This window comes from Corynebacterium argentoratense DSM 44202 (assembly GCF_000590555.1).
Lineage (GTDB): Bacteria > Actinomycetota > Actinomycetes > Mycobacteriales > Mycobacteriaceae > Corynebacterium > Corynebacterium argentoratense.
In genome coordinates this window covers 1,858,740-1,881,706 of the sequence record NC_022198.1, presented here as the reverse complement: position 1 = coordinate 1,881,706, position 22,967 = coordinate 1,858,740, and the positions used below count along the sequence as shown (strand labels likewise).

The following is a 22,967-nucleotide window of genomic DNA, read 5'->3' as shown; positions in this document are numbered from 1 at the left end:
GTTCACGTTTCACCTTTTTCTTCATTACGCATTTACTGTGCAAACCATAGAGGACAACGCGTTGCAGTTGCTACTTAGGTGATGGGGTTGCCGTGTGGGTTCTAAGTGTTGTATTCGCTACACTGTGCAATCGTAGCGCACCGAAAGCTTCACTTGTGCTGTCGCCCGTTGTCGGGGGCCATAGTGTGGCCGTGCACGTTATTGCATGTGGTTTATCGCCGTCGGTGGCGTCCGTACTACATCGTTTTTGAGGAAGTTATGCAGATTTTTCGTGTGCGAACAGGCCTTGTAGCTGCGGCTACGTGTGCTTCTTTGGCTGTGGCTGGGTTGCCGGGTGTTCCGGTGGCTGTGGCTGCTCCTGCGGCGGCGGCAAGTGCTGCTGATTATTGGGACAAGCACGATAGTGCGTCGGTTGACTTGAAGGCGGATCAGTCGATTGATGACGTCGCGTTGGGTTCCACGATCACCTTTGACGTTGCGGCCCCAGAGTCCGCGCCGGAGGGCGGCAGTCTGTCACTGTTTGTGGATGGTCAGCAGGTTGATGAGTTGCCGGCTAAGACTTTGCAGGCGGAGTACACGTTTAATTCCTTCGGTCCGCACATTGTGTTGGCGCGTTTCACTGATACTGCTGGCGCTAACCCGGTGCGGGATGCGGTACTGACGGTGAACGTTGTGGGTCCGCAGACCCGCACGAATTCGAAAAGCCCGTTGACCGCAACTGTCGTGGGAACAGTAAACGATGCGACGTCATCACTGGAATCCCCGGTGGAGGTCGCGCCTGGTGACACGGTGACTTATGAGGTCTCCTCGACTGTGGCGGAGAAGGTTCGTCGCGTTGAGACTGGCATTGAGCCGCCGGTGGGTTTCACCTACGTTGAAGAAAGCGCTGACTTTAATGACGGTGCAGCATTCCATCTGACAACCCGCGGTATGACGTTTACTAATCCCGAGCCTGGTTGGTTTAGCAGCTTTACTGATCCGGGTTGGACGCGTAGTCCCGCGCCGAATGACAATTACATTGGAGTGCATCCGGGTGGACGGTCCTATGGTCTGGCTGAGGGTGCGACTGAGAAGCTGAAGGCCCAGTTCGTGGTGCCCGCGGACGCTCAGCCGGGTTTATATGAAGCCGCTATTGGCTACATGGACGGCTACGGCCCGGCTACAGGTACACGTGCCCTTGTTCCGCTGCCGGGGACTATCGTGAAGGTTGCTGCCAAGGAAGTGCCCGCGCCTGTCGCCCCGGGTGAATCCTCGGCGCCGGGTACTGGTGATTCCTCGGCGATTGGCCCGGAAAACACGCGCCCCAGCAAGTTCAATGCTCGATGCATGAGTAATGGTGCGCCTTTTGGTCAGGACGCTGAGTCACCGAAGTCGATGGAGTTGAGCTCCACCTCGCCTCGCTGGGTTCGGGAGGGTGAAGAATTCGATGTCACCCTGACCCCCGCACCCATTGAGACTGAGGGCAAGGCTGAGTCTGCAACCATTTTGCGTGTGGATCGCGTGAAGATCGACATGGCGCTGCCTTCTCCCGAGGTTGCTGAGGTTGTGTCCTACGAGCTCGTTGGCGAGGGGCAGAACTTGGACGGGGATGCTCCCACGGTGACCCGTATTAACGCTGCTGGTGAGCCCGCTGAAGACGGTGGGTTCTTGCGTCTGAGCGGTGCGAATAAAACTGTCGGCAATGGCCCGGACACTGGCCTGTCGCAGGGTGGTTTGGGTGCTGAGGTTAACGGTAAGCCGGTCACTTACACCCTGCCTGCTGTGAAGGTTCGCTTTAAGGCTGTAGGTAAGCCAGGTGAGTTCGTGCGGACCTACCTGCGTTCCGAGGGTGCTGCGGGGCAATTTAATAAGCCCGAAAACTTCTTGTCCATGGCTGTTACTGCCAAGCACTCTTTGGCCGGTACGTTCACCCTCGGCGTGAACTGTGTGCCGAGCGAGAAGGCTCAGAAGTCTTACTTGAGCTCCACGACCATTGTTGCAACGCCGAAGCCTGGCGAGGAACCCGCGCCGCCGGTCATCGACGATGAAGAGCCGCCGGTGGAGGAGCCGCCAGCTGAGCAGCCGCCGAGCGATTGGTTTAGCAACTTCATCGCGAACCCGGCGAAGCTGTCTTTGGCTGCGATCATCATTGGTATCGCGAACCTGTTGGGGATCGGTGCGATCCTTGTGACCCTGTGGGGCAATGGCATGTTTGCGACCTTTGGCGCGAATGGTTCTTCTGGTGCCGGAGTTCCCTTCTGGGGTCCGCACGGGCGCAATTAGCGTTAATTAGCGTCGGCCCGGCGGCTTGGAGCCGCTGACAATGGGCACCTGAGTTGGTTGTAAAATGCCAGCTTAGGTGCCTTTTTTGCATTTATGTGATGCAAAACACATGCAATACTTGAGTCTAGTGGGAACAAGTTTGTAGGATGCATACGTTGTACGGTGTGAAAGGTTGAGTCAGGTAGGCTCAACCGGACTGTAGTAGAAACGTAGAAAACCAGTAAGGAGAATCATCATGGGACGTGCAGTAGGCATCGACCTCGGAACCACTAACTCTGTTGTATCTGTACTTGAAGGCGGCGAGCCCGTCGTTATTGCCAACGCTGAAGGCTCTCGCACCACCCCCTCGGTGGTTGCTTTCGCTAAGAACGGCGAGGTTCTTGTCGGCCAGTCCGCTAAGAACCAGGCAGTCACCAACGTTGACCGCACCATCCGCTCCGTGAAGCGCCACATCGGCCAGGACTGGACTGTCGACATCGACGGCAAGAAGTACACCCCTCAGGAAATTTCTGCCCGCACTTTGATGAAGCTCAAGCGCGACGCTGAATCCTACTTGGGTGAGGACGTCACTGACGCCGTCATTACTGTTCCGGCTTACTTCTCTGACTCCCAGCGTCAGGCAACTAAGGAAGCTGGCCAGATCGCGGGTCTCAACGTCCTGCGTATCGTTAACGAGCCCACCGCAGCTGCACTGGCTTACGGCCTTGAGAAGGGGGACAAGGAACAGACCATCCTGGTCTTCGACCTTGGTGGCGGTACCTTCGACGTCTCCCTCCTGGAGATCGGTGATGGCGTGGTCGAGGTTCGCGCAACCTCCGGCGATAACGAGCTTGGTGGCGATGACTGGGATCAGCGCATCGTTGACTGGTTGGTTGAGAAGTTCAAGGCAGCCAACGGCATCGACCTGACCAAGGACAAGATGGCTCTGCAGCGTTTGCGTGAGGCTGCTGAGAAGGCAAAGATCGAGCTGTCCTCTAACCAGTCCGCAAACATCAACCTGCCCTACATCACTGTGGATGCAGAAAAGAACCCGCTGTTCTTGGACGAGACCTTGTCCCGTGCTGAGTTCCAGCGCATCACCCAGGATCTGCTGGACCGCTGCAAGGCTCCGTTCAACCAGGTCATCAAGGATGCCGGCATTGGTGTTGGCGACATCGACCACGTTGTGCTCGTCGGTGGTTCCACCCGTATGCCTGCAGTCTCCGAACTGGTGAAGGAACTTACCGGTGGCAAGGAGCCCAATAAGGGCGTTAACCCGGATGAGGTTGTTGCTGTCGGTGCTGCCCTCCAGGCTGGTGTGCTGCGTGGCGAGGTCAAGGACGTGCTCCTGCTCGACGTCACCCCGCTGTCGCTTGGTATTGAGACCAAGGGTGGCGTGATGACCAAGCTGATCGAACGCAACACCACCATTCCGACCAAGCGTTCGGAGACCTTCACCACCGCTGAGGACAACCAGCCCAGCGTTCAGATCCAGGTCTTCCAGGGCGAGCGCGAGATGGCTGCTGCCAACAAGCTGCTCGGTTCCTTCGAGCTGACCGGTATCGCTCCGGCTCCCCGTGGTGTTCCGCAGATCGAGGTCACCTTCGACATCGACGCTAACGGTATCGTCCACGTCACCGCGAAGGACAAGGGCACCGGCAAGGAAAACACCATCAAGATTCAGGATGGTTCTGGCCTGTCCCAGGATGAAATCGATCGCATGATCAAGGACGCCGAGGTTCACGCTGAGGAGGACAAGAAGCGCCGCGAGGAGCAGGAGGTCCGCAACTCTGCTGAGTCCATGGTGTACCAGACCCGCAAGGCTGTCGAAGACAACGCCGACAAGCTGTCCGATGACGTCAAGAACAAGGTCGAAGAGGCCGCTAAGGGTGTCGAAGAGGCTCTGAAGGGTGAGGACATCGAGGCAATCAAGTCCGCTGTCGAGGAGCTGTCCAAGGGGTCCATGGAAATGGGCAAGGAGCTCTACGAGACCCAGGCTGCTGAGGCCGGCGCTGAGGACGGCTCTGATGATGATGTTGTTGACGCTGAGGTTGTCGACGACGAAGACAACAAGTAAGTAGAGGTGTTGTGTCGTGAGCGATCAGCATAGTGATCCCCAGGATCCGCAAGGCGCGGCCGATGGCTTCGGCGACGATCAGCAGGAACAGCCGACGACGCTGACTGAGGAGGAAGTTCTCGCCAAGATGGCGGAGCAGTCCGATTCTGAACAGCCGGATGATGACGCCGCGTCGGTCGAGGAACCGGTTGAAGGCACTGTTGAGCCCGACGTCGCGCAGCAATTGGCTGAGCGTACAGAGGACTTGCAGCGGGTGACGGCGGAGTATGCGAACTTCCGCCGTCGCACCGAGCGTGACCGAGCAGCGGTGGTGGATGCCGCGAAAGCTAGTGTCGTTGCCGAATTGTTGGCCGTTGTTGATGATCTGGAGCTCGCCGAAAAGCACGGTGACCTGCAGGGCCCATTGAAGGCGGTTAACGATAAAATCCGTGCGACCTTCACCAAGTTCGATGTTATCGAGTTTGGTGCCGAGGGCGACGAGTTTGACCCTGAGCGCCACGAGGCTGTTCAGGACACCTCCACCGGTGAAACCAAGGTGATCGGTACGGTCCTTCGCTCTGGTTGGGCGATGGGTGATCGTCTGATCCGTACCGCAATGGTGATTATTGCGGATCCGGCCTAAGCGAGTCTGCTTTTAGGCCACAATAGCGGGGTCGGTGGACAGTATTTCTGCTGCTGACCCCGCTTTTTAGTAGAAATTTTAGACAACATTAAAACAAAAATTATTTATTTAACTATCCGGTCGAATAGCCGGAAAGGAGGAGATGCCCAGTGAGCAAAGCTGAATGGGCTGACAAGGATTATTACGCGGATCTGGGGGTCTCCTCGTCCGCAACCCACGACGAGATTAGGAAGGCGTACAGGACGCTTGCCCGGGATAATCACCCGGATAAGAATCCCGGTGATGCTGCTGCCGAGGAGCGTTTCAAGAAGGCTGCGGAAGCTTACGACGTCATCGGTGATGACAAGAAGCGTGCGGAGTACGACGAGCTGAAGGCCATGATCGCCCAGGGTGGTTTTGGCCGGTTTGGAGGCGCCGCGGCCGGCGGGTTTCGCGGGCAGGATGGCTTCAACATTTCCGACCTCTCGGATCTCTTCGGTGGATCTGGACCGGGTGGAGGTTTTTCTGCGGAGGGCGGTCTTGGCGACATCTTCGGCGGCATGTGGGGTGGCGGCGGTGGCTCTTCTCGCCGCCAAGCGCGGCCGCGGCGGGGGTCGGATGTAGAAACCGACGTCATCCTGGATTTTCGCGAGGCTGTGTTGGGTACGCAGCTGAGTTTGCAGATTAAGGGCAATGCTCCCTGTAAGACCTGTCATGGGTCGGGGTCGACGTCTGGTAACCCAACGACGTGCGGTACTTGCCACGGTAGCGGTTTCGTCAATGAAAACCGTGGTGCTTTCGGTTTTAGTGCGCCGTGTTCAGACTGCAATGGTTCCGGCCGCGTCGTCACGGATCCGTGTGCGGATTGCCGCGGTACCGGTGTGCAGAATCGTGATCGCACGATCAACGTGAAGATCCCTCCGGGGATGAATGATGGGCAGAAGGTGCGCTTGGCGGGCCGCGGCGAGGCTGGGCCTAATGGTGCTCCTAGCGGCGATGTGTTGGTCACCGTGCACGTTCGGCCTGACAAGTTGTTTGAACGCAAGAATGACAACCTGTTGTTGACGGTGCCGGTGTCGTTTGAAGAGTTGGCTTTGGGTACAACTTTGTCTGTTCCCACGCTTAATGGTCGTGTGAAGGTGAAGGTTCCTGCCGGCACCAACGATGGCCGTGTGTTGCGGGTCAAGGGTAAGGGTGTTCCTCGGCGTAAGGGCGCTGCCGGTGACTTGCTGGTGAAGCTCGCTGTGCAGGTTCCCAGCTCGCTTGATGACGCCGCGAAGCAGGCGCTGCAGGCTTATGCTGACGCTGTGGCTGCTCAGGGTGTTGATCCGCGTGATGGCTGGGCAGGGGCGTGATGAGTGATGAGCAACAATTCGCGTTCTTCGGCCGGGCAGTCGGAGCAGGGTGAGAAGGTGTATGTCATCTCGGTAGCTGCCGAGCTTGCTGGGATGCATGCGCAGACGCTGCGTACGTACGATCGCATGGGTTTGGTGACCCCCGCCCGGACTCGTGGGGGTGGCCGCCGCTATTCGCAGGATGATGTTGATACCTTGCGTACGATTCAGCGGCTAAGTCAGGACAAGGGCGTTAACCTTGCTGGCATTAAGGAGATCCTGCAGCTCAAGGTGGAAAATGAGGCTTTGCGTGCTGAGAATGCTCAGTTGCGGCGGGACAATGAACGTCTTTCGGCGCAAAGGGGTCGGCCGCGCGGTGAGCTGGTGCATGTGCCTCGTTCGACGTCGATTGTGGTGTGGGAAAACCGTAGAGGTCGCAGCTGCTAGTTAGTGTGGTTCTTTTAGGACAGTGCCGCCAACAGGATAGGTACTACGACGAGGGCGACGACGAACACTAGGAAAACTTTCGCTGGCCAGTGCGCGTAGTTGAAATCAATTCCGGTGCCCATTGCCTTCTCCACAAAATAAGCTGGGTCATCCGGGTCGTAGTAGAAAACCCTCCCTTCCTGTACTTGGATGTATCAAATTCTGCATCCTTGGGCCTTTCGGCTGGGGCATCTTTGGTCTCGGCCGCTGCTTTATCCTCTGCACGCTAGGCATAGGCCACGCTCCCGATCGCGATTCCAAGTGTGGCGATGATGAGGAAGACCGCCAAGGCTCCAGTGTTGTCTTTTTGGGCAGAGGCAACGTGTCGGGGAGGGCAAGGGCCAGGCCGAGGGTGAGGATTCCTACTGCCATGTATTGGCCGAAGAACACCTCGGGGCCTTTGTTAGTGAAGCCATTTGCTTCGCCACCAGTGGTGAAATGTGTGGCGTAGGTGTCAGGGATGTTGTCCCAGCCGTAAAGGAGCATGCCCGTGGAAATTACTGTTACTAATGCCCCAAGTACGTAGGGCTGCCAGGTTATTCTGTGCATGTTGCCGTCTGGTGAATGTTTCCAATAGTGGGTAGTTGGTAATTTACACCTCTTTTTCAGGTGGTCGACCCCGGCGGGGTAGTGGGCCGGCGCTGCGGGGCATGCGGCCCTCCCGCTTAAGGGCATCGCGAAGGAGCACTTCGATGAGTGCGTTGACGCTACGGAGGTCATCAGCCGCCCACCTGGCAAGGGCGGCATAGACGTCGGGGTCTAGCCGAAGGGGGACTTGTTTCCTTGGCATGAGGCGGTCGTTTTAGGGGTACAGATTGCCGGCATTGACTACGGGGGTGGTGTTGTTTTCGCTGCACAGTACGACCAGGAGGTTGGAAACCATCGCTGCTCGGCGTTCGTGATCGAGGTCAACGATGTCGCGCTTTTCCAGCTGGTCGAGGGCGGATTCGACCATGGAAACTGCGCCCTCGACGATGGTTTCCCGCGCATCCACGATTGCCGAGGCCTGTTGGCGTTGCAGCATTGCCTGGGCAATTTCCGGCGCGTAGGACAAGGCGGAGATGCGAGCCTCGACGATTTCGAGGCCTGCGACGGCGACGCGGGCGGCGACCTCATCGGCGATTTCCGCACTTACGACGTCGGTGGATCCGGAGAGGGAATGCGCATACTGCGCTGAGGGGGCGTAGGGGTGGGTTGAGGCGACGTGGCGCAGGGCCGATTCTGCTTGGGCTCGGATGAACTCATCGACCTCTTCCACGGCGAAGGTGGCTTTAGCGGTATCGGCTACCTGCCAGACGATGATGGCTGCGATGTCAATGGGGTTGCCGCCGGCATCATTGACCTTGATGACGTTGGTCTCGAAGTTGCGGACACGTACGCTGACTTTCGTTGCGTAGGACAGCGGTGGGACGACAGTTAGTCCCGTTCGCCGGTTGGTGCCTAGGTACTTGCCAAACAGCTGCAGGACTTGGGTGTGTCCGGGGGAGACGACCTTGACCATGCTGAACAGGATGGGCGAGGCGATCAGTGCCAGTACGGCGACAATGCCAAGTAGTATGCCCAGGCCAACGCTAGTTTCCATGAGTGCCGCCATGGCTTGAAGGGCGAGCAAGGCTGCAATTCCCAGCAGGGCGACTGCAATGACGAGGGTGATAATGGCGGCTGCTGCCCCGCCTGTGGTTGCGGGCCGTTCCTGGACATCAACGTTGGTGCCTGTGTGGCCTACTGGATCGGTAGACACTTCGACGGTTTGGGGGATTTTTGGGTCATTACTCATACATAAAGTGATATCACATTTTGAGGATTTGGGGCATTGTCGAGGTGGGGTTACCAGCGATTTTTAGCTTAACGAAAGTGATCTGCAAATTTAAGCAAAGATTTTTGTAAATTTTTTCTCAAATATGGTGGCGCACTACACCCAGACCAAGTGCATGCTTGTATCTTACTCCGACAAGCCCACCGGCCTGTTCTAAGGAGCCATATCCCCCGGGTTGGCCCTAGGGAGCCGAAGCCCGGCGGAGTACATCGAGGAAGTCCGAGCTTTCCCAGTAGCCACTGTGGTCTGCGGGGACTTCCACCCCAATCGCCCCGAAAGAATCACCACCTGGGTCGGGACCGAACAGCCCCTGATGGTTGCTGGTTGCCACCCGTATCGGATCTGAAGTGCCCATCACCGCATACACTTTTCCGCCGGGCTTGATCCGAAGATCCTCCACATCATGCGCCCCAGTCCCCGGGCTGCCCACAAAAACCATGGAATCCACGGGCAGACCCTGGCGAGCTGCAAGGCCCGCTACTAGAGAACCATAGGAATAGCCCACCAACGTTAAGGTACGATCCGAGCCACTACTGGAATCATTGTCCCTTAGTTGATTGGCGTAGTGCTCGATGAATGAATGAACATCCCCGGCGGCGTCATGCGCGCGTCGGTCGCTGATACCGAAGGGCAGCACCCCCGGGGCGTCATAACCCGTCCACATCACTACACGAGAATCTGTTGCGGCCGCTGTCGTCAACGCCCGCTGCAGGTTGCGTTCCCACGAACTGTCGCTGCTGGACCCAACACCGCCGACAATAATGATGTGGCTGCTGGCGCCAGGATCGCCGACTGCGTAGGCAAAGCCTTCACCGGGGGAGTCGAGTAATTCCACCTCAGGGTGCTGTGAAACCCACAGCTCCACGTCATGGGGATGAGGCGGCCACGGTGCATCGAGCTGATCGAGGCCATCTGCCGTGGCAGTTAACACGGGCATGAGGGAAGGATTGGTGAATTGCGCGATACGGCGAAGCTCATCGGCACCATGCTGGTCAATGGCCCAGGCAATCTGACCAAAAGCATCAAACAATGCCCGAGCGTCAGGCAGTAATTCGACCGCATGGTCCGCGGCATACAACATATTCCCCGAGCGCAGGTAAATCCCCACGGCGGCAAGATGATCGATTGCTTCGGCCACACGCTGCTCAAGATCCCGACGGGCGGTGGCGATTGCACTGGTAACACCTTCTGCCTGCTGCAACACCGAGATGACCTGCTCAGCGGGGGAGGTTAGACGCAGGTGGGCGGTGAACGCTTCGTCGAAGGCTGCTCCGCTGACGCTTCGCCCAAGGTGGGCATACCAGCTATCGCTGACGAGCTCGCGATGATCCGACAGTTGCTGTGCCCACACGCGCAAGGCTGCCTCGAGGGTGGATAAGCCATGGGATGCTGAGGGTGGGCCAGTGGGTAGACGAAGACTCACCGCGTGTGCCCTCCATCCAACACCTCGGTCAGGACATCGTCCTGCTGCCATACGCTGGCAATAAACTCTGCAACCGATGCCCTCAGCTGGGCAACTGCCTGATCCATAAGCGAAGTTGAGTGCTCGCAGGCAGATACTAAATCTGATGCGGCGGAGCGGAAGGCTTCTAAGGATCCTAGGTGTTCGCAAAAGCCTAAGCCTGTTGAGTCGGGCGGTGCCACTTGTGGTCGCGGCATCGGGTCGAAACAAGGCATCGCATCCAAAAAGCTGGAGTTCATAATGCTTAAGTGTTCGGTGAGCGGTGATTGTTTGGAAGTCATGGCACCAGTGTGCGAGATACCTGTGTTGTGGGCACTGTGTCCGCATAGCTTGGTTGTGGACAATAGTGCTACGAGTTAGAAGAATTTCACATAGGCTTGACCCATGCGTGTTGCACTAGCCCAGCTCACAACAGGTCCCAGCCCTTCCGATAATGCCCGGCAAGTATGCCAACTAATTTCCGAGGCAAGCGGGAAGGGCGCGCAACTTGTGGCGTTTCCGGAGGCAACGTCGCAGGCTTTTGGAACCGGGCGGCTCGATCACAATGCGGAGTGCATCGAAGATTTCCTAGCCCCCATCCGGCAGGCAGCCCAGGAGCATTCCATCGCGGTGGTCGTCGGTGGCTTCACCCCAGCCGACAACCAAGAGGGGCGCAATCGGGTGCACAATACCTTGTTCGTCGTCCTTCCGGACGGCACCGAGCACCGGTATAACAAGCGCCACTGTTACGATGCCTTCGGGTTTAAAGAGTCTGACAACGTCAAGTCAGGTGAAGCCAATCTGACCTTCACTTACGAGGGGGTCTGCTGGGGCGTAGCAACCTGTTACGACATTCGCTTCCCACAGCAGTTTAAACAGCTCGCACGCGCTGGGGCCCAGGCGATCATCGTGTCCGCATCGTGGCAAAGTGGGCCGGGTAAAGTACGCCAGTGGAACACCTTGGGTTCTGCTCGGGCAATGGACTCCACCTGCGTGGTTTTCGCTGTCGACCAGGCAGACCCCGAAACCCAAGGGATCACCCGCGAAGGCCCATGCGGCGTGGGCAATAGCGGTGTTTTCCTGGCGGACGGAACCCCTTCGGAGAGCCTTGGGGCCGAGCCAGGACTGCTCATCCATGACCTAGACGTCGAGGGTGTTGACGCCGTGCGAAAAACTCTGCCGGTGCTGGCCGACGATTAGCCGGAAGCAGTGCGCAGCGAGCGGATGTGACTGCCCGGAGTGCCCGCTGCGCGCATTGCCGACGCGACGTCATTGATGGTGTGATCGGTCGCGAAGATCAACACGTCCCGGTCTTCCCAGCTGCCGAAGCGCGGAACCACGTCGGCAAGAGAACCGACCTGCGGCAGGTGCAGGCCGCGGGGACAGGAGCAGTGCTCGGTGGGGGACAACCACCAGGGGTCTCGTTCTTCCTGGTAGACCGGGGTGATGGATAACCACGGGCTTGTGCCGGCCAACTGCCACAGCCCCAACAGGTCGTAAAGCCGGCCCGGTGAAGTGCCACCGAAGAATAGGTGAGTGCGGGTAGTGACGCCGCGTTGGAGCAGGTCGAGGATGATCGCGCGGGCCGATGCGAGACCTGTTTCTTCGGCAATGAGCAGTAGTTCCTGATCGCCTGTCACGGCGGTATTTCCGCTGGAAAGCCCCAGCGTCCAGGTGTCGCCCGCGCGGGGCACCGGGGAAGGCTTGGACAGGTGAAATTCGACGTGGCCTTGATCATTGGACGGTAGGGCGGGGGCGAGGCGGCGCCACTGACCGGGGGTGATATCCGGGCAGGCCTGGACCTGCTGCCCGGCGAGGTAAGCGATGGGGCGTTGCGCGACCATGCGAACTACGACAATGTCCGCGTTGCGCTGTTCGACGTCGACGACGGTTGCGGTGGTGGTTGTGGGTTCTAGGCTTTTGGCATGCGTAGCCATGAGCGAGCATGCTTCGCGCAGCGCTTTTTCGGCGGCGAGTACCTGCTGGAAGGGCTGGTCGGCGCAGCTGTCGCGTAGTGCTTCGCACAGGGCGTCCGCTGCCGCAAGGTACAGTGCGGGGTCCGGCGGCATGTAGGCCACGTGTTCGGTGGCGAGGGCGCGCAGGGCGCCTGCCCCCGCGGCGTCAATACGCGGTGAGAGGGGTGTTTGTGTGCCGGAATCCTGCGGGCCCGGGGTGCTGTGGGTGAGGATGAACAGGACTGCGGTCGTGAGTTCGGTGTGGGGGTTGGGGCCGAAAAACGATATGAGGCCTGGGGCTCGGCGCAGCAGGGCGGAGTGTGCGAGGTCGCCGAAGTGGGAGAGGCGCTTCGGTTCGGCGCGGAGGGTGTCGGCGAGAGTCACCACCTAAGTATGCCGCAGCCCGCAAGGTTGAATGTGGTCGACTCAAAAAATTTTGTAGATTTTTTACTTGAGTGGAACACACTCAACTTCTCGTGCGTTATACACAATGAGAGGGCGCGACAAGCCCCATAGATAAAGGAGAAACATAATGGATACATTCACACCAACCACAAAAACCAACGAAGCTTTACAAGCCGCTTTGCAGCAGGCCAGCGCATTAGGAAACCCCGACATTCGCCCGGCCCACATACTGGTGGCCTTGCTTAAACAGCAAGATTCCATCGCTTACCCGGTGCTTAAAGCCGCAGGCGTTGAAGCTGATGCGGTGCTGGCCAAGGCGCAAGCACTTGTCGATTCTTACCCCAAAGCTCAAGGCTCCGGTATCGCGAAGCCCAACTTTAACCGTGACTGCCTCAACGCCTTTACCGCAGCTCAAGAGCTAGCCGGCGAGCTTGGCGACGAGTTTGTGTCCACCGAAGTCCTGCTTGCAGGTATTACGCGCGGAGAATCCGATGCGGCTAAAGCCTTGCAGGAACAAGGTGCCACCTACGACGCTATCAAGGGTGCCTTTCCGACCGTACGGGGTAGCCAACGCGTCACCAGCGAAGACCCCGAAGGGCAGTTCCAGGCATTGGAGAAGTACTCCACCGACCTCACCAAGCGTGCCCGCGAAGGCAAGATCGATCCCGTCATTGGTAGGGATGAGGAAATCCGCCGCGTGGTACAGGTGCTGAGCCGTCGTACCAAAAACAATCCGGTGCTTATTGGTGAGCCCGGTGTGGGTAAGACAGCGATTGTCGAAGGCCTTGCGCGCCGCATTGTTGCGGGTGACGTCCCTGAGTCCCTCAAAGGCAAGACGCTGATTAGCCTTGACCTGGGTTCGATGGTCGCCGGCGCGAAATACCGCGGTGAGTTTGAGGAACGCCTTAAGGCCGTGCTCGACGAAATCAAGAATGCCGACGGGCGGATCATCACCTTCATCGACGAGATCCACACCATCGTCGGTGCCGGCGCGACCGGTGACTCCGCAATGGACGCTGGCAACATGATCAAGCCCCTGCTCGCCCGCGGTGAACTGCGTTTGGTCGGAGCCACAACTCTGGAGGAGTACAGGAAGTACATCGAGAAGGACGCCGCGTTGGAGCGCCGTTTCCAGCAGGTTTACGTGGGCGAACCCAGTGTTGAAGACGCCGTGGGTATCTTGCGTGGCCTGAAGGAACGCTACGAGGTGCACCATGGTGTGCGCATCCAGGACTCCGCGCTGGTTGCTGCGGCTACTTTGTCCGACCGCTACATCACCTCCCGCTTCCTGCCGGATAAGGCCATCGACCTCGTGGATGAGGCTGCCAGTCGACTGCGCATGGAGATTGATTCCTCCCCGGAGGAGATCGACGCTTTGGAGCGCACGGTTCGCCGCTTGGAGATTGAGGAAATGGCTCTGGCGAAGGAAACGGACGCCGCGTCGGTCGAGCGCCTGGCTAAGCTGCGCCAAGAACTCGCGGATGAACGCGAGACTTTGAGCGAGTTGACTGCCCGCTGGTCCAACGAGAAAACCGCCATTGACAAGGTGCGTGAGGCCAAAGAACAACTGGAATCGCTGCGTCAAGAGTCCGAGATTGCCGAGCGTGAAGGTGACTTTGGCAAGGTTGCAGAGCTGCGCTACGGCCGCATCCCCGAGTTGGAGAAGCAAGTCGAGGAGGCTGAAGCGGAGGTGGCGGAATCCGGCAACAATTCCATGCTGTCGGAGGAAGTCACCCCGGACACTATCGCCGAGGTGGTCAGCGCCTGGACTGGTATTCCCGCCGGCAAGATGATGCAGGGTGAGACCGAAAAACTGCTGGAGATGGAGTCCTTCCTCGCCAAGCGCGTGGTCGGCCAGGACGAAGCCGTCGTGGCAGTGTCGGACGCTGTGCGCCGTGCCCGCGCGGGCGTCTCCGATCCTGATCGCCCCACCGGTAGCTTCCTGTTCCTCGGCCCCACGGGTGTGGGTAAGACGGAGCTTGCGAAGTCCTTGGCGGAATTCCTCTTTGACGACGAGCGCGCCATGGTCCGCATCGACATGAGCGAGTACGGCGAGAAGCATGCTGTTGCCCGCCTGGTTGGTGCTCCTCCCGGATACGTTGGTTACGACCAGGGTGGACAGTTGACGGAGGCTGTACGCCGCCGCCCCTACACCGTGGTGCTGTTCGACGAGGTGGAAAAGGCCCACCCGGATGTCTTCGACATTCTGTTGCAGGTGTTGGACGAAGGTCGCTTGACCGATGGCCAGGGCCGCACGGTGGACTTCCGCAACACCATCTTGATCCTCACCTCCAACCTGGGTGCCGGCGGTACTAGGGAGCAGATGATGGACGCGGTGAAGGCAGCGTTCAAACCGGAGTTTGTGAACCGCTTGGATGATGTGGTGATCTTTGATCCTCTAAGCAAGGAGCAGCTGACCAGCATCGTTGACATCCAGATTGGGTCTCTGCAGAAGCGTTTGGTTGCCCGCAGGTTGACGCTGATTGTTGATGACGCCGCGAAAGTCTGGTTGGCGGAGCGCGGTTACGACCCTGCGTATGGCGCCCGCCCGTTGCGCCGTTTGGTGCAGCAGGCCATTGGTGACCAGTTGGCTAAGAAGTTGTTGGCTGGCGATGTGCGTGATGGTGACGCCGTGGTCGTTGGTGTTGCCGATGACGGTGAGTCCCTGAAGGTGGGTGTTTAGTACACACTATTGGCGCTGCAGCGCCGATATTGGGGTGGTTCGCATTTCGTGAACCACCCCTTTTTTATTGCGCCGACCCACTCTGACCAGGGTTACACTGATAGGCATGAGCATCATTGTTAGCGTCGACGAACTCACCGACCGGCTTTACCACGGCAGCCGCACAACACTGTTGGCCTGCACCTGGGTCGCTGGCGAAGACGCAACCCAAAAAAAGTTTCACTCCGAGCACATCCCCACAGCACTGTGCTGCGACCCAGCAACCCAACTCGCCGCAGTACCCAGCAGCAAGCTCGGACGAAACCCACTACCCGACAAAGCAATACTCCAACGCGCATTCAACTCCTGGGGTCTCCAAGACAACCATGAGGTCGTCGTCTACGACCAAGGCAAAGGCATCTACGCTGCACGCGCCTGGTGGATCCTCACCTGGGCGGGCGTGAGCAACGTCAAAATCCTCGACGGCGGACTCGATGCATGGGAAGCAGCCGGCGGCGACACTGTAGGCGGCCCCGGCAACCTACACAACAACTGCACCCTCACCCCAGAACCCGGCCAACTGCCCGTAGCCACCATCGATGATGTCAAAGCAGGCAACAAACTACTCATCGACACTCGCGAAGCAAACCGCTACCAAGGCCGCAAAGAGCACCTAGACCTCAAGGCAGGGCACATTCCAGGCGCAGTCAACCTGCCCTCCCGAGAACTGCTTAACGAAGACAACACATACAAAACTCCCGAGCAGATCCGCATAACGTTTGAATCCGTCGGAGTCACCGATCCCCGCGACGTCATCATCTATTCCGGATCCGGCATTCACAGCTGCCAAGCAGTCGCCGCCATGCACCACGCAGGACTCCCCGGCGCAGCAATCTACATGGGCGGCTGGTCACAATGGTGCGCCGACCCCAACAACCCAGTACAACACGGGGCCTAACACATGCTCACGGACCTGCTCACGCGCATCGCAGACGCACTCAAACGTGCTGCAACTATGGGCTCCCGCATGCTCCGCAAAAACACCGCCACAAACAGCCAGGCGGAACTAGCGGAAGCATGGGGACTGCCCGGCAAAAAACTCAAGCACACTCAGAAGCACGAGTACCTCAGCCACCACGTGTACACCACACAGGACCCACCACTCGTAGCCGTAAAGCGCACTGTTAGCTCGCCGCAGACACTCAGCTTCTTCCGGAAACAAGATGGCTGGACCTGCGACAACCCCTACATGGACGCGGATCCCCGCACCCACCCCGCATTGCAAGAACTGCCGGACAAATTCACCAAATTCTGGTGCATATCCGACTGGCTCGTCGCGGCAGGCGACACCGAACCGCATCCGGGGTTGATCACGCTGGCCAACATTGCCCACATACTGCCCAGCAAACACACCCCATGGGACGAGCTCATACGCGTCGACACCGACGACAACAACGCGCAGAACATCACACCCCCACTGCCACAGCCCCCAGCGATCAAACTACCCACCCGCTACCAACACGAGCAACGCGGCAGCATCACCCCCACAGGGCTGGGAGCAGACGAAGTGGATGCCATCGCGGAAAAACTCGAGCAACCCAACGTCAGTGACTTCGCCGGCACCCGCATAATACGAAACCTACCCAACACCTCAGTTATCTTTGAAGACGCAACTGAAAAGGCTGACTCAGCAACAACAATGAAAGAAACCAATGACTAAAGTCGACCAACTTGCCCTCAAACGCCTCGCTGAACTGGTGAAAAAGCTCGCCGTTGTTCACGGACGAGTGACCTTGAGCTCCGGAAAAGAAGCCGACTACTACGTCGACCTGCGCCGTGCCACCCTCCACCACGAAGCCTCGCCACTCATCGGCAAACTGCTGCGCCAACTCACCAGCGATTGGGACTACGCCCATGTCGGAGGACTCACCCTCGGCGCAGACCCAGTAGCAACCGCGATCATGCACGCAGAAGGCCGCCCCGTTGACGCATGCGTGGTGCGCAAAGAAGCCAAGAAACACGGCATGCAACGCCGAATCGAAGGCCCCGACATTGTCGGCAAAAAGGTGCTCGTCGTCGAAGACACCACCACCACAGGCAACTCCCCACTCACCGCTGTCGCGGCACTACGCGAAGCCGGCGCAGAAGTAGTAGGTGTCGCAACAGTAGTCGACCGCAACACCGGTGCAGGCGAAGTCATCGCTGCCGAAGGCCTTGAATACCGCTACCTCCTCGGCCTCGAAGACCTTGACCTCGCATAACACCCCTCAGTCGGAGGTCGAGAAGGCTGAGTCTGAACAGTCAGTTGGCCCAACAGAGTGGAACCCCCGCCCCGTTGGGCTCGGGCCTTGGGCTGAAGAACACCCGGGGCAGCCACTGCCCGATGACCCACGCTACGACCCGGTCCTGCTGGCCGAAGGCGACCGACGCAACGTAGTCGACCACTATCGCTACTGGCGGCGCGAAGCCATCGTCGAAGACCTCGACACCAAACGCCACCCGCTGCACATCGCCATCGAAAACTTCGAAAACGACGCCAACATCGGTACCGTCGTGCGAACTGCAAACGCCTTCGCCGCATCCATGGTGCACATCGTGGGGCGTAGTCGATGGAACCGCCGCGGCGCGATGGTCACCGACCGCTACCAGCACCTCATGCACCACCCCGACGTCGACCACCTGTTGAAGTGGGCGCGTGAGAACGGCCTCATCGTCGTAGCGATCGACAACACCCCCGGCTGCGTGCCACTGGAAACCACAGACCTGCCACGCAACTGCCTCCTTCTCTTCGGGCAAGAAGGTCCCGGCGTGACAGAAGCAGCCCAACAAGGCGCCCTCATGACGTGCTCCATCGCCCAATTTGGGTCGACACGATCCATCAATGCGGGGGTGGCTGCGGGTATCGCCATGCACGCATGGATCCGCCAGCACGCCGACTATGGTAATAGTTGGTAACAATCAGCATCACCGCGACGAAAAGATAATCGTGCAAGAAAAATGGGCGTACCGCGCTGACCTCGCGGAGCAAGCAATCAACGAACGGCATGCCAGCCGAGTCTGGGGTATTCCCAAAACCAACCTTGCGGTCGTCACCTGGCCGCCCACCAGCCGGGACAAACTGTTCTTCCACTGGCACTACTGGTGGCAGGCCCATTACCTCGACTGCCTTATCGACGCTGCACACCGCCACCCCACCTCAGCACGCCTTGCCCGGGTGAAGTACACTCTGCGGGGAATCCGCGTGCGCAACCTGCGTAACGTGCGTGCCAACCGCTACTACGACGACAAAGCGTGGTTGGCGCTCGCGTCCCAACGCGTCACAAGCTTGAAAAATCAGAAAGAACCCAAGCACCTTAAGCGGCTGGAAAGCGACATTTCGGGCGGCAAAGACTCCCTCATGGGCGTGGTGCCGTGGCGTACAAACGAAACTTTCTACAACGTTCCCACCAACGGTCCCGCCGCCATTATGTTTGCGCGGGCAGGTCAATTGGGTGCCGCCAAAGAGCTCACTGATTGGGTGTTTGACAACCTAGTAGGCGACGACGGACTGGTCATGGACGGCGTGCGTATGCGCATGCACGGGCCCGAAGTGGTCAAAGACATCCACCCGTACTGCCAGGGCGTCATGCTGGGTGCCTGCCTAGAAATCTCTGATGCCCTACGCAAAGCGGCGGGCCTGGAGCAACCCATCAGTTCGATCGCGGATGCCGAAAAAGCCGATGAAGCCATGGGCTACATCACCAAACTTCGGGACCTAGTGCACTCCATCGCCAAGACAATGGCAACGCCCGGCGGCGTTATTGACTGGCAGACCGGTGGTGGAGACGGTGGACTATTCAAGGGGATCCTCGCCCGCTACCTCGCAGACGTCGCTGTCCGATTGCCCGATGATTCCGGACTTAATCGGGCAACTCGGAAGATCGCTGCCCGTTTGGTTTTGTCTTCTGCGGAGAGTGTCTGGAACCACCGCCTCGAAATAGATGGGCTCCCCGTCTTTAGTGCCGATTGGGTTAATGACGCCGCGTTGCCACAGAATTCAGGCGTCGTCGGCTCCTCCATTTCTGGTGCCGTGAGCAGCTCACAAATCGCTGAACGAGACCTATCCGTGCAGTTATCAGGCTGGATGCTGCTCGAGGCTGCAGCACGAGTATCGCAGGCTGGCTACGCGCGATAACCTGCGGTAGGGGCGGCGTCAGGACCCCAAAAAGGTGGGATATCTCACGACTCCAGCGCGAAAGTGCCCAATCGGGCATAATCGGAAAGTAGAGAACTTAAGACACCCAATTTGGAGGTTTGTTTAATGCCCATCGCAACCCCGGAAGTCTACGCCGAGATGCTCACCAAGGCGAAGAACGGTGGCTACGCCCTTCCCGCCATCAACTGCACCTCGTCCGAGACCATTAACGCAGCCCTCAAGGGCTTCGCCGACGCAGAAAGCGACGGCATCATCCAATTCTCCACCGGTGGTGCAGAGTTCGGCTCTGGCCTTAACGTCAAGAACATGGTCAAGGGTGCAACTGCCCTCGCCGCGTTCGCACACGAAGCAGCAAAGAACTACCCGATCAACATCGCGCTGCACACTGACCACTGCCAGAAGGAAAAGCTGGACACCTACGTCCGCCCCCTGATCGCCATTTCCCAGGAGCGCGTCGACCGCGGCGAGCTGCCCCTGTTCCAGTCCCACATGTGGGACGGCTCCGCTATCCCGATCGATGAGAACCTCGAAATCGCCCAGGAGCTGCTGGCTAAGGCTAAGGCCGCCAACATCATCCTCGAGCTCGAGATCGGTGTCGTCGGTGGCGAAGAGGACGGCGTCGAAGCCAAGGCTGGTGCACAGCTGTACACCTCCGTCGAAGACTTCGAAAAGACCATCGACGCTATCGGCGCCGGTGAGCAGGGCCGCTACCTGCTGGCTGCAACCTTCGGCAACGTCCACGGCGTCTACAAGCCCGGCAACGTCAAGCTGCGGCCCGAGGTCCTCCTGGAAGGCCAGAAAGCAGCCGCTAAGAAGCTCGGTCTCGACGAAGGCGCAATGCCCTTCGACTTCGTCTTCCACGGTGGCTCCGGCTCCGAGAAGGAAAAGATTGAAGAAGCCCTGCGCTACGGCGTTGTGAAGATGAACGTCGACACCGACACCCAGTACGCCTTCACCCGCCCCGTCGCCGGCCACATGTTCACCAACTACGACGGCGTTTTGAAGATCGACGGCGAAGTCGGCAACAAGAAGGTCTACGACCCCCGCTCCTACCTCAAGGCTGCTGAGGCCGGCATGGCAGAGCGCGTCGTCGAGTCCTGCACCGACCTGCACTCCGTAGGCACCACCCTGAACAAGTAAACCCTGTACCCCTGCAGCTAAAGCAGGCGGAACAGCTTAAAACCCTGCAGCGTTACCCACCACTACCATGGAAGGGCAACGCCGTGGGGTGTTTGCTTTTGTACTGTTTAAACCCAGCACAGTAACCTCACGAGCCAACAATGGGAGGCCGACGATGCCCACGATGGGCCTGCACTACGCACCCAACCTCATCACCACACGATGGCAACGGCTCAAAGCCTCGCTGTTTCCCATCCTCCAAGTAGGCGTCGCAGCGGGCTTCGCAAACCTCATTGCCGTCCACCTGTTCAGCCACCACCAACCATTCTTCGCCCCCATGGCCGCAGTTATCGTCCTCGGCCTTACCGGTGGGGACAGACTGCGGCGAGCAGTCGAACTCAACATTGGTGTGTCCTTGGGTGTTGGTGTGGGTGACCTTTTCGTCGGGCACTTCGGTACCGGCTGGTGGCAAATGCCGCTGCTCGTCATGGCCTCCCTCGCCGTAGCCGTGTTCCTCGACAAAGGCCCGCTCATGGCCACCCAAGCCGCCCTGGGGTCGGTGTTGATCGCAACCATCATGCCGCCCGGCACCTCCGGCGGATCGGGCCGCATGCTTGACGCTTTCGTCGGTGGCTTTATCGGCGTCATCGTCATCGCTCTCATGCCAACCAGCCCGCTTAAGGGCGGGCGCATGGAAATTTCTAAAGTGCTCGCATTAACTGCCTCCACCCTCGCAGAAGTTGCGGCAGCAATTCCCGAACAAGATGCCGAGCGCATTCAGAAAGCTCTGAAGAAAGCTCGTGGTTCGCAGGCAAACATCAACAGCATGATCGCCGCAGCGAAAGAGGGGGAGGAATCAGTCGCGGTGTCGCCCCTGTTGTGGCGCCATAAGCGTCGCATCAAATCCTTGGTGCGCATCCTGAACCCCGTCGATAATGCGATGAGAAACACCCGTGTGCTCTCGCGACGGGCACTCACCCTGGTTGAAGACCATGACACCGTGTCGAAAGAGCAGCTGTGGATTATCTCCAGTCTTGCGGATGTAGCTGGCCAATTAGCTGAGCTCTACACGAAATCCGGAGACCTAGATGAGCATGTCGCTATTCCTGAGCTCGTGCGTCGCTTAAGGGAGTTGGGGGCTCGCGCTGGACTGGAAGTGGCCGAGGGTGGGGTGCTGACCGCGCAGGTGATTCTAGCGCAGTCGCGGTCGATCATTGTCGACCTGTTGCAAGTATGCGGGATGTCGCGCTACTCGGCTGTGGCAGTGCTTCAGCCGACGAGCGAGCACCCCGCGATGCCCCCCGAGGTGCGCGACTAGTTGTCCATCACGTCGTGGCGGACGATAGTCTGGTCGCGGCCGGGGCCAACGCCAATGTAGGAGATGCGGCAACCAGATAGCTCCTCCAGGCGCAGGACGTAGTCCTGAGCCTTCTGGGGGAGCTCTTCAAAGGACTTGCAGCCCGTGATGTCTTCGTCCCACGCCGGCATCGTTTCGTAGATGGGGGAGGCGTGGTGGAAGTCGGACTGGGTCATCGGCATCTCATCAAAGCGAGTGCCGTCGACGTCGTAGGCCACACAGATTGGGATCTCGCCGATGCCGGTGAGCACGTCGAGCTTGGTGAGGAACAAATCGGTAAAGCCGTTGACGCGGGATGCATAACGGGCAATCACAGAGTCGTACCAACCACAACGGCGCTTACGGCCGGTGTTCACTCCGATCTCGCCGCCGGTGGTTTGCAGGAACTCGCCCCACTTGTCGAACAGTTCAGTGGGGAAGGGGCCGGCACCAACGCGGGTGGTGTAGGCCTTGATGATACCCAGGGAGCTGGTGATCTTTGTGGGGCCGATACCGGATCCCACGCAGGCGCCGCCGGCAGTCGGGTTGGAGGAGGTCACGAAGGGGTAGGTGCCGTGGTCGACGTCCAGCATGGTTGCCTGGCCGCCCTCCATCAGCACATGCTTGCCCTCATCGAGTGCCTTGTTGAGCTCCAGTTCGGCCTCGATAACCATGGGGCGCAGGCGGTCGGCGTAGGACAGGAAGTACTGCACAATTTCCTCAGCCACGATGGCTTTGCGGTTGTACATCTTCACCAGGATTTGGTTCTTGACGTCGAGCGCGGATTCGACCTTCTGGCGCAGGATGGACTCGTCAAAGATGTCCTGGACGCGGATACCGACGCGGGAGACCTTATCGGCGTAGGTCGGGCCGATGCCGCGGCCGGTGGTGCCGATGGCACGCTTGCCTAGGAAGCGCTCCTGCACTCGGTCGAGGACCTGGTGGTAGGGGGCGACGACGTGGGCGTTGGCGGAGATGCGCAGGCGGGAAGCGTTGGCGCCGCGGGCCTCGAGTCCGTCGATTTCCTCAAACAGGGCTTCGAGGTTGATGACGACACCGTTGCCCAGGATTGGGGTGGCGTTTTCGGAGAGTACACCTGCAGGCAGCAGCTTGAGTTCGTATTTTTCACCGCCGACGACGACGGTGTGGCCGGCGTTGTTACCACCGTTGGGTTTGACGACGTAGTCGACGAGCCCGCCGAGGATGTCTGTGGCTTTGCCTTTTCCTTCGTCGCCCCATTGGGCACCGACGATGACGATTGCGGCCATTATGTTCCTTATTTCGCGTGCGTACTGCGGA

Annotated in this window: 21 protein-coding genes; 14 read left to right on the top strand and 7 right to left on the bottom strand. The window is 59.0% G+C overall.

The window, feature by feature from the left end; translation table 11 throughout:
- The first annotated feature begins 258 nt into the window (after positions 1-258).
- The 5 genes from CARG_RS08775 to CARG_RS08755 all read left to right on the top strand — a co-directional run bounded on the left by CARG_RS08775 (position 259) and on the right by CARG_RS08755 (position 6,700).
- Positions 259-2,262, top strand: coding sequence for a hypothetical protein (locus CARG_RS08775; RefSeq protein ID WP_021012295.1), 2,004 nt, complete (start codon positions 259-261; stop codon positions 2,260-2,262).
- Positions 2,263-2,497: 235 nt separating this feature from the next.
- A complete protein-coding gene (gene dnaK, locus CARG_RS08770; RefSeq protein ID WP_021012294.1) occupies positions 2,498-4,318 on the top strand; it encodes a molecular chaperone DnaK in 1,821 nt (606 codons plus the stop codon).
- A 16-nt stretch (positions 4,319-4,334) separates the two neighbouring features.
- Positions 4,335-4,940, top strand: a complete 606-nt coding sequence (gene grpE / locus CARG_RS08765) for a nucleotide exchange factor GrpE (protein ID WP_021012293.1) — start codon at positions 4,335-4,337, stop codon at positions 4,938-4,940.
- Between the two features lie 149 nt (positions 4,941-5,089).
- The gene (gene dnaJ, locus CARG_RS08760) at positions 5,090-6,274 is read left to right on the top strand and encodes a molecular chaperone DnaJ (RefSeq protein WP_021012292.1); all 1,185 of its coding nucleotides are present in this window, start codon (positions 5,090-5,092) and stop codon (positions 6,272-6,274) included.
- Between the two features lie 6 nt (positions 6,275-6,280).
- Positions 6,281-6,700, top strand: coding sequence for a heat shock protein transcriptional repressor HspR (locus CARG_RS08755; protein ID WP_021012291.1), 420 nt, complete (start codon positions 6,281-6,283; stop codon positions 6,698-6,700).
- Between the two features lie 14 nt (positions 6,701-6,714).
- Here the strand turns inward: CARG_RS08755 and CARG_RS10565 are convergent, their stop codons facing one another.
- The 5 genes from CARG_RS10565 to CARG_RS08740 form a co-directional block, all read right to left on the bottom strand.
- Positions 6,715-6,891: a DUF5808 domain-containing protein gene (locus CARG_RS10565; protein ID WP_268869942.1), complete on the bottom strand. Its 177-nt coding sequence runs from the start codon at positions 6,889-6,891 to the stop codon at positions 6,715-6,717.
- A complete protein-coding gene (locus tag CARG_RS10760) occupies positions 6,848-7,288 on the bottom strand; it encodes a DUF1648 domain-containing protein (protein WP_407637005.1) in 441 nt (146 codons plus the stop codon). Before CARG_RS10760 ends, CARG_RS10565 begins: the two co-directional genes overlap by 44 nt.
- Positions 7,289-7,331: 43 nt before the next feature.
- Positions 7,332-7,529: a hypothetical protein gene (locus tag CARG_RS09935; RefSeq protein WP_081761669.1), complete on the bottom strand. Its 198-nt coding sequence runs from the start codon at positions 7,527-7,529 to the stop codon at positions 7,332-7,334.
- Positions 7,530-7,541: 12 nt separating this feature from the next.
- Complete coding sequence (locus tag CARG_RS08745) at positions 7,542-8,516, bottom strand: SPFH domain-containing protein (RefSeq protein WP_021012289.1); 975 nt, start codon at positions 8,514-8,516, stop codon at positions 7,542-7,544.
- Between the two features lie 220 nt (positions 8,517-8,736).
- Complete coding sequence (locus tag CARG_RS08740; protein WP_021012288.1) at positions 8,737-9,978, bottom strand: alpha/beta hydrolase; 1,242 nt, start codon at positions 9,976-9,978, stop codon at positions 8,737-8,739.
- 423 nt (positions 9,979-10,401) lie between these two features.
- On the opposite strand from CARG_RS08740, the gene CARG_RS08735 reads away from it, so the two are divergent.
- Positions 10,402-11,196, top strand: a complete 795-nt coding sequence (locus CARG_RS08735; protein WP_021012286.1) for a nitrilase-related carbon-nitrogen hydrolase — start codon at positions 10,402-10,404, stop codon at positions 11,194-11,196.
- Here the strand turns inward: CARG_RS08735 and CARG_RS08730 are convergent.
- Positions 11,193-12,335, bottom strand: a complete 1,143-nt coding sequence (locus tag CARG_RS08730) for a ferredoxin reductase domain-containing protein (RefSeq protein WP_021012285.1) — start codon at positions 12,333-12,335, stop codon at positions 11,193-11,195. The two genes, CARG_RS08735 and CARG_RS08730, sit on opposite strands and share 4 nt — an antisense overlap.
- Before the next feature lie 148 nt (positions 12,336-12,483).
- On the opposite strand from CARG_RS08730, the gene clpB reads away from it, so the two are divergent.
- From clpB to CARG_RS08690, 8 genes are all read left to right on the top strand, one after another.
- The gene (clpB, locus tag CARG_RS08725) at positions 12,484-15,039 is read left to right on the top strand and encodes an ATP-dependent chaperone ClpB (RefSeq protein ID WP_021012284.1); all 2,556 of its coding nucleotides are present in this window, start codon (positions 12,484-12,486) and stop codon (positions 15,037-15,039) included.
- 106 nt (positions 15,040-15,145) lie between these two features.
- Positions 15,146-15,976 carry a sulfurtransferase gene (locus CARG_RS08720; RefSeq protein ID WP_021012283.1) on the top strand — a complete coding sequence of 277 codons (831 nt, stop codon included), beginning with the start codon at positions 15,146-15,148 and terminating at the stop codon, positions 15,974-15,976.
- A gap of 3 nt (positions 15,977-15,979) precedes the next feature.
- On the top strand, positions 15,980-16,738 hold the full coding sequence (locus CARG_RS08715; protein ID WP_021012282.1) for a hypothetical protein: 759 nt from the start codon (positions 15,980-15,982) through the stop codon (positions 16,736-16,738).
- A complete protein-coding gene (gene pyrE / locus CARG_RS08710) occupies positions 16,731-17,279 on the top strand; it encodes an orotate phosphoribosyltransferase (RefSeq protein ID WP_021012281.1) in 549 nt (182 codons plus the stop codon). Before CARG_RS08715 ends, pyrE begins: the two co-directional genes overlap by 8 nt.
- On the top strand, positions 17,266-17,973 hold the full coding sequence (locus CARG_RS08705) for a TrmH family RNA methyltransferase (RefSeq protein ID WP_021012280.1): 708 nt from the start codon (positions 17,266-17,268) through the stop codon (positions 17,971-17,973). Before pyrE ends, CARG_RS08705 begins: the two co-directional genes overlap by 14 nt.
- A gap of 31 nt (positions 17,974-18,004) precedes the next feature.
- Entirely contained in the window at positions 18,005-19,192 is a 1,188-nt protein-coding gene (locus tag CARG_RS08700; protein ID WP_021012279.1) for a glycoside hydrolase family 76 protein, read from the top strand.
- A gap of 126 nt (positions 19,193-19,318) precedes the next feature.
- On the top strand, positions 19,319-20,353 hold the full coding sequence (gene fbaA / locus CARG_RS08695) for a class II fructose-bisphosphate aldolase (protein WP_021012278.1): 1,035 nt from the start codon (positions 19,319-19,321) through the stop codon (positions 20,351-20,353).
- A gap of 154 nt (positions 20,354-20,507) precedes the next feature.
- A complete protein-coding gene (locus tag CARG_RS08690; RefSeq protein ID WP_021012277.1) occupies positions 20,508-21,650 on the top strand; it encodes an FUSC family protein in 1,143 nt (380 codons plus the stop codon).
- On the opposite strand, the gene CARG_RS08685 is transcribed toward CARG_RS08690, so the two are convergent.
- Entirely contained in the window at positions 21,647-22,936 is a 1,290-nt protein-coding gene (locus CARG_RS08685) for an adenylosuccinate synthase (protein WP_021012276.1), read from the bottom strand. The two genes, CARG_RS08690 and CARG_RS08685, sit on opposite strands and share 4 nt — an antisense overlap.
- Between the last annotated feature and the right edge of the window lie 31 nt (positions 22,937-22,967).

Bases quoted from the DNA above. Each gene is read 5' to 3' on its own strand.
- CARG_RS08775 (WP_021012295.1), top strand. From the start codon at position 259: ATGCAGATTTTTCGTGTGCGAACAGGCCTTGTAGCTGCGGCTACGTGT.
- dnaK (WP_021012294.1), top strand. From the start codon at position 2,498: ATGGGACGTGCAGTAGGCATCGACCTCGGAACCACTAACTCTGTTGTA.
- CARG_RS08755 (WP_021012291.1), top strand. From the start codon at position 6,281: ATGAGCAACAATTCGCGTTCTTCGGCCGGGCAGTCGGAGCAGGGTGAG.
- CARG_RS10760 (WP_407637005.1), bottom strand. From the start codon at position 7,288: ATGCACAGAATAACCTGGCAGCCCTACGTACTTGGGGCATTAGTAACA.
- CARG_RS09935 (WP_081761669.1), bottom strand. From the start codon at position 7,529: ATGCCAAGGAAACAAGTCCCCCTTCGGCTAGACCCCGACGTCTATGCC.
- CARG_RS08745 (WP_021012289.1), bottom strand. From the start codon at position 8,516: ATGAGTAATGACCCAAAAATCCCCCAAACCGTCGAAGTGTCTACCGAT.
- CARG_RS08735 (WP_021012286.1), top strand. From the start codon at position 10,402: ATGCGTGTTGCACTAGCCCAGCTCACAACAGGTCCCAGCCCTTCCGAT.
- clpB (WP_021012284.1), top strand. From the start codon at position 12,484: ATGGATACATTCACACCAACCACAAAAACCAACGAAGCTTTACAAGCC.
- CARG_RS08720 (WP_021012283.1), top strand. From the start codon at position 15,146: ATGAGCATCATTGTTAGCGTCGACGAACTCACCGACCGGCTTTACCAC.
- CARG_RS08715 (WP_021012282.1), top strand. From the start codon at position 15,980: ATGCTCACGGACCTGCTCACGCGCATCGCAGACGCACTCAAACGTGCT.
- pyrE (WP_021012281.1), top strand. From the start codon at position 16,731: ATGACTAAAGTCGACCAACTTGCCCTCAAACGCCTCGCTGAACTGGTG.
- fbaA (WP_021012278.1), top strand. From the start codon at position 19,319: ATGCCCATCGCAACCCCGGAAGTCTACGCCGAGATGCTCACCAAGGCG.
- CARG_RS08690 (WP_021012277.1), top strand. From the start codon at position 20,508: ATGCCCACGATGGGCCTGCACTACGCACCCAACCTCATCACCACACGA.
- CARG_RS08685 (WP_021012276.1), bottom strand. From the start codon at position 22,936: ATGGCCGCAATCGTCATCGTCGGTGCCCAATGGGGCGACGAAGGAAAA.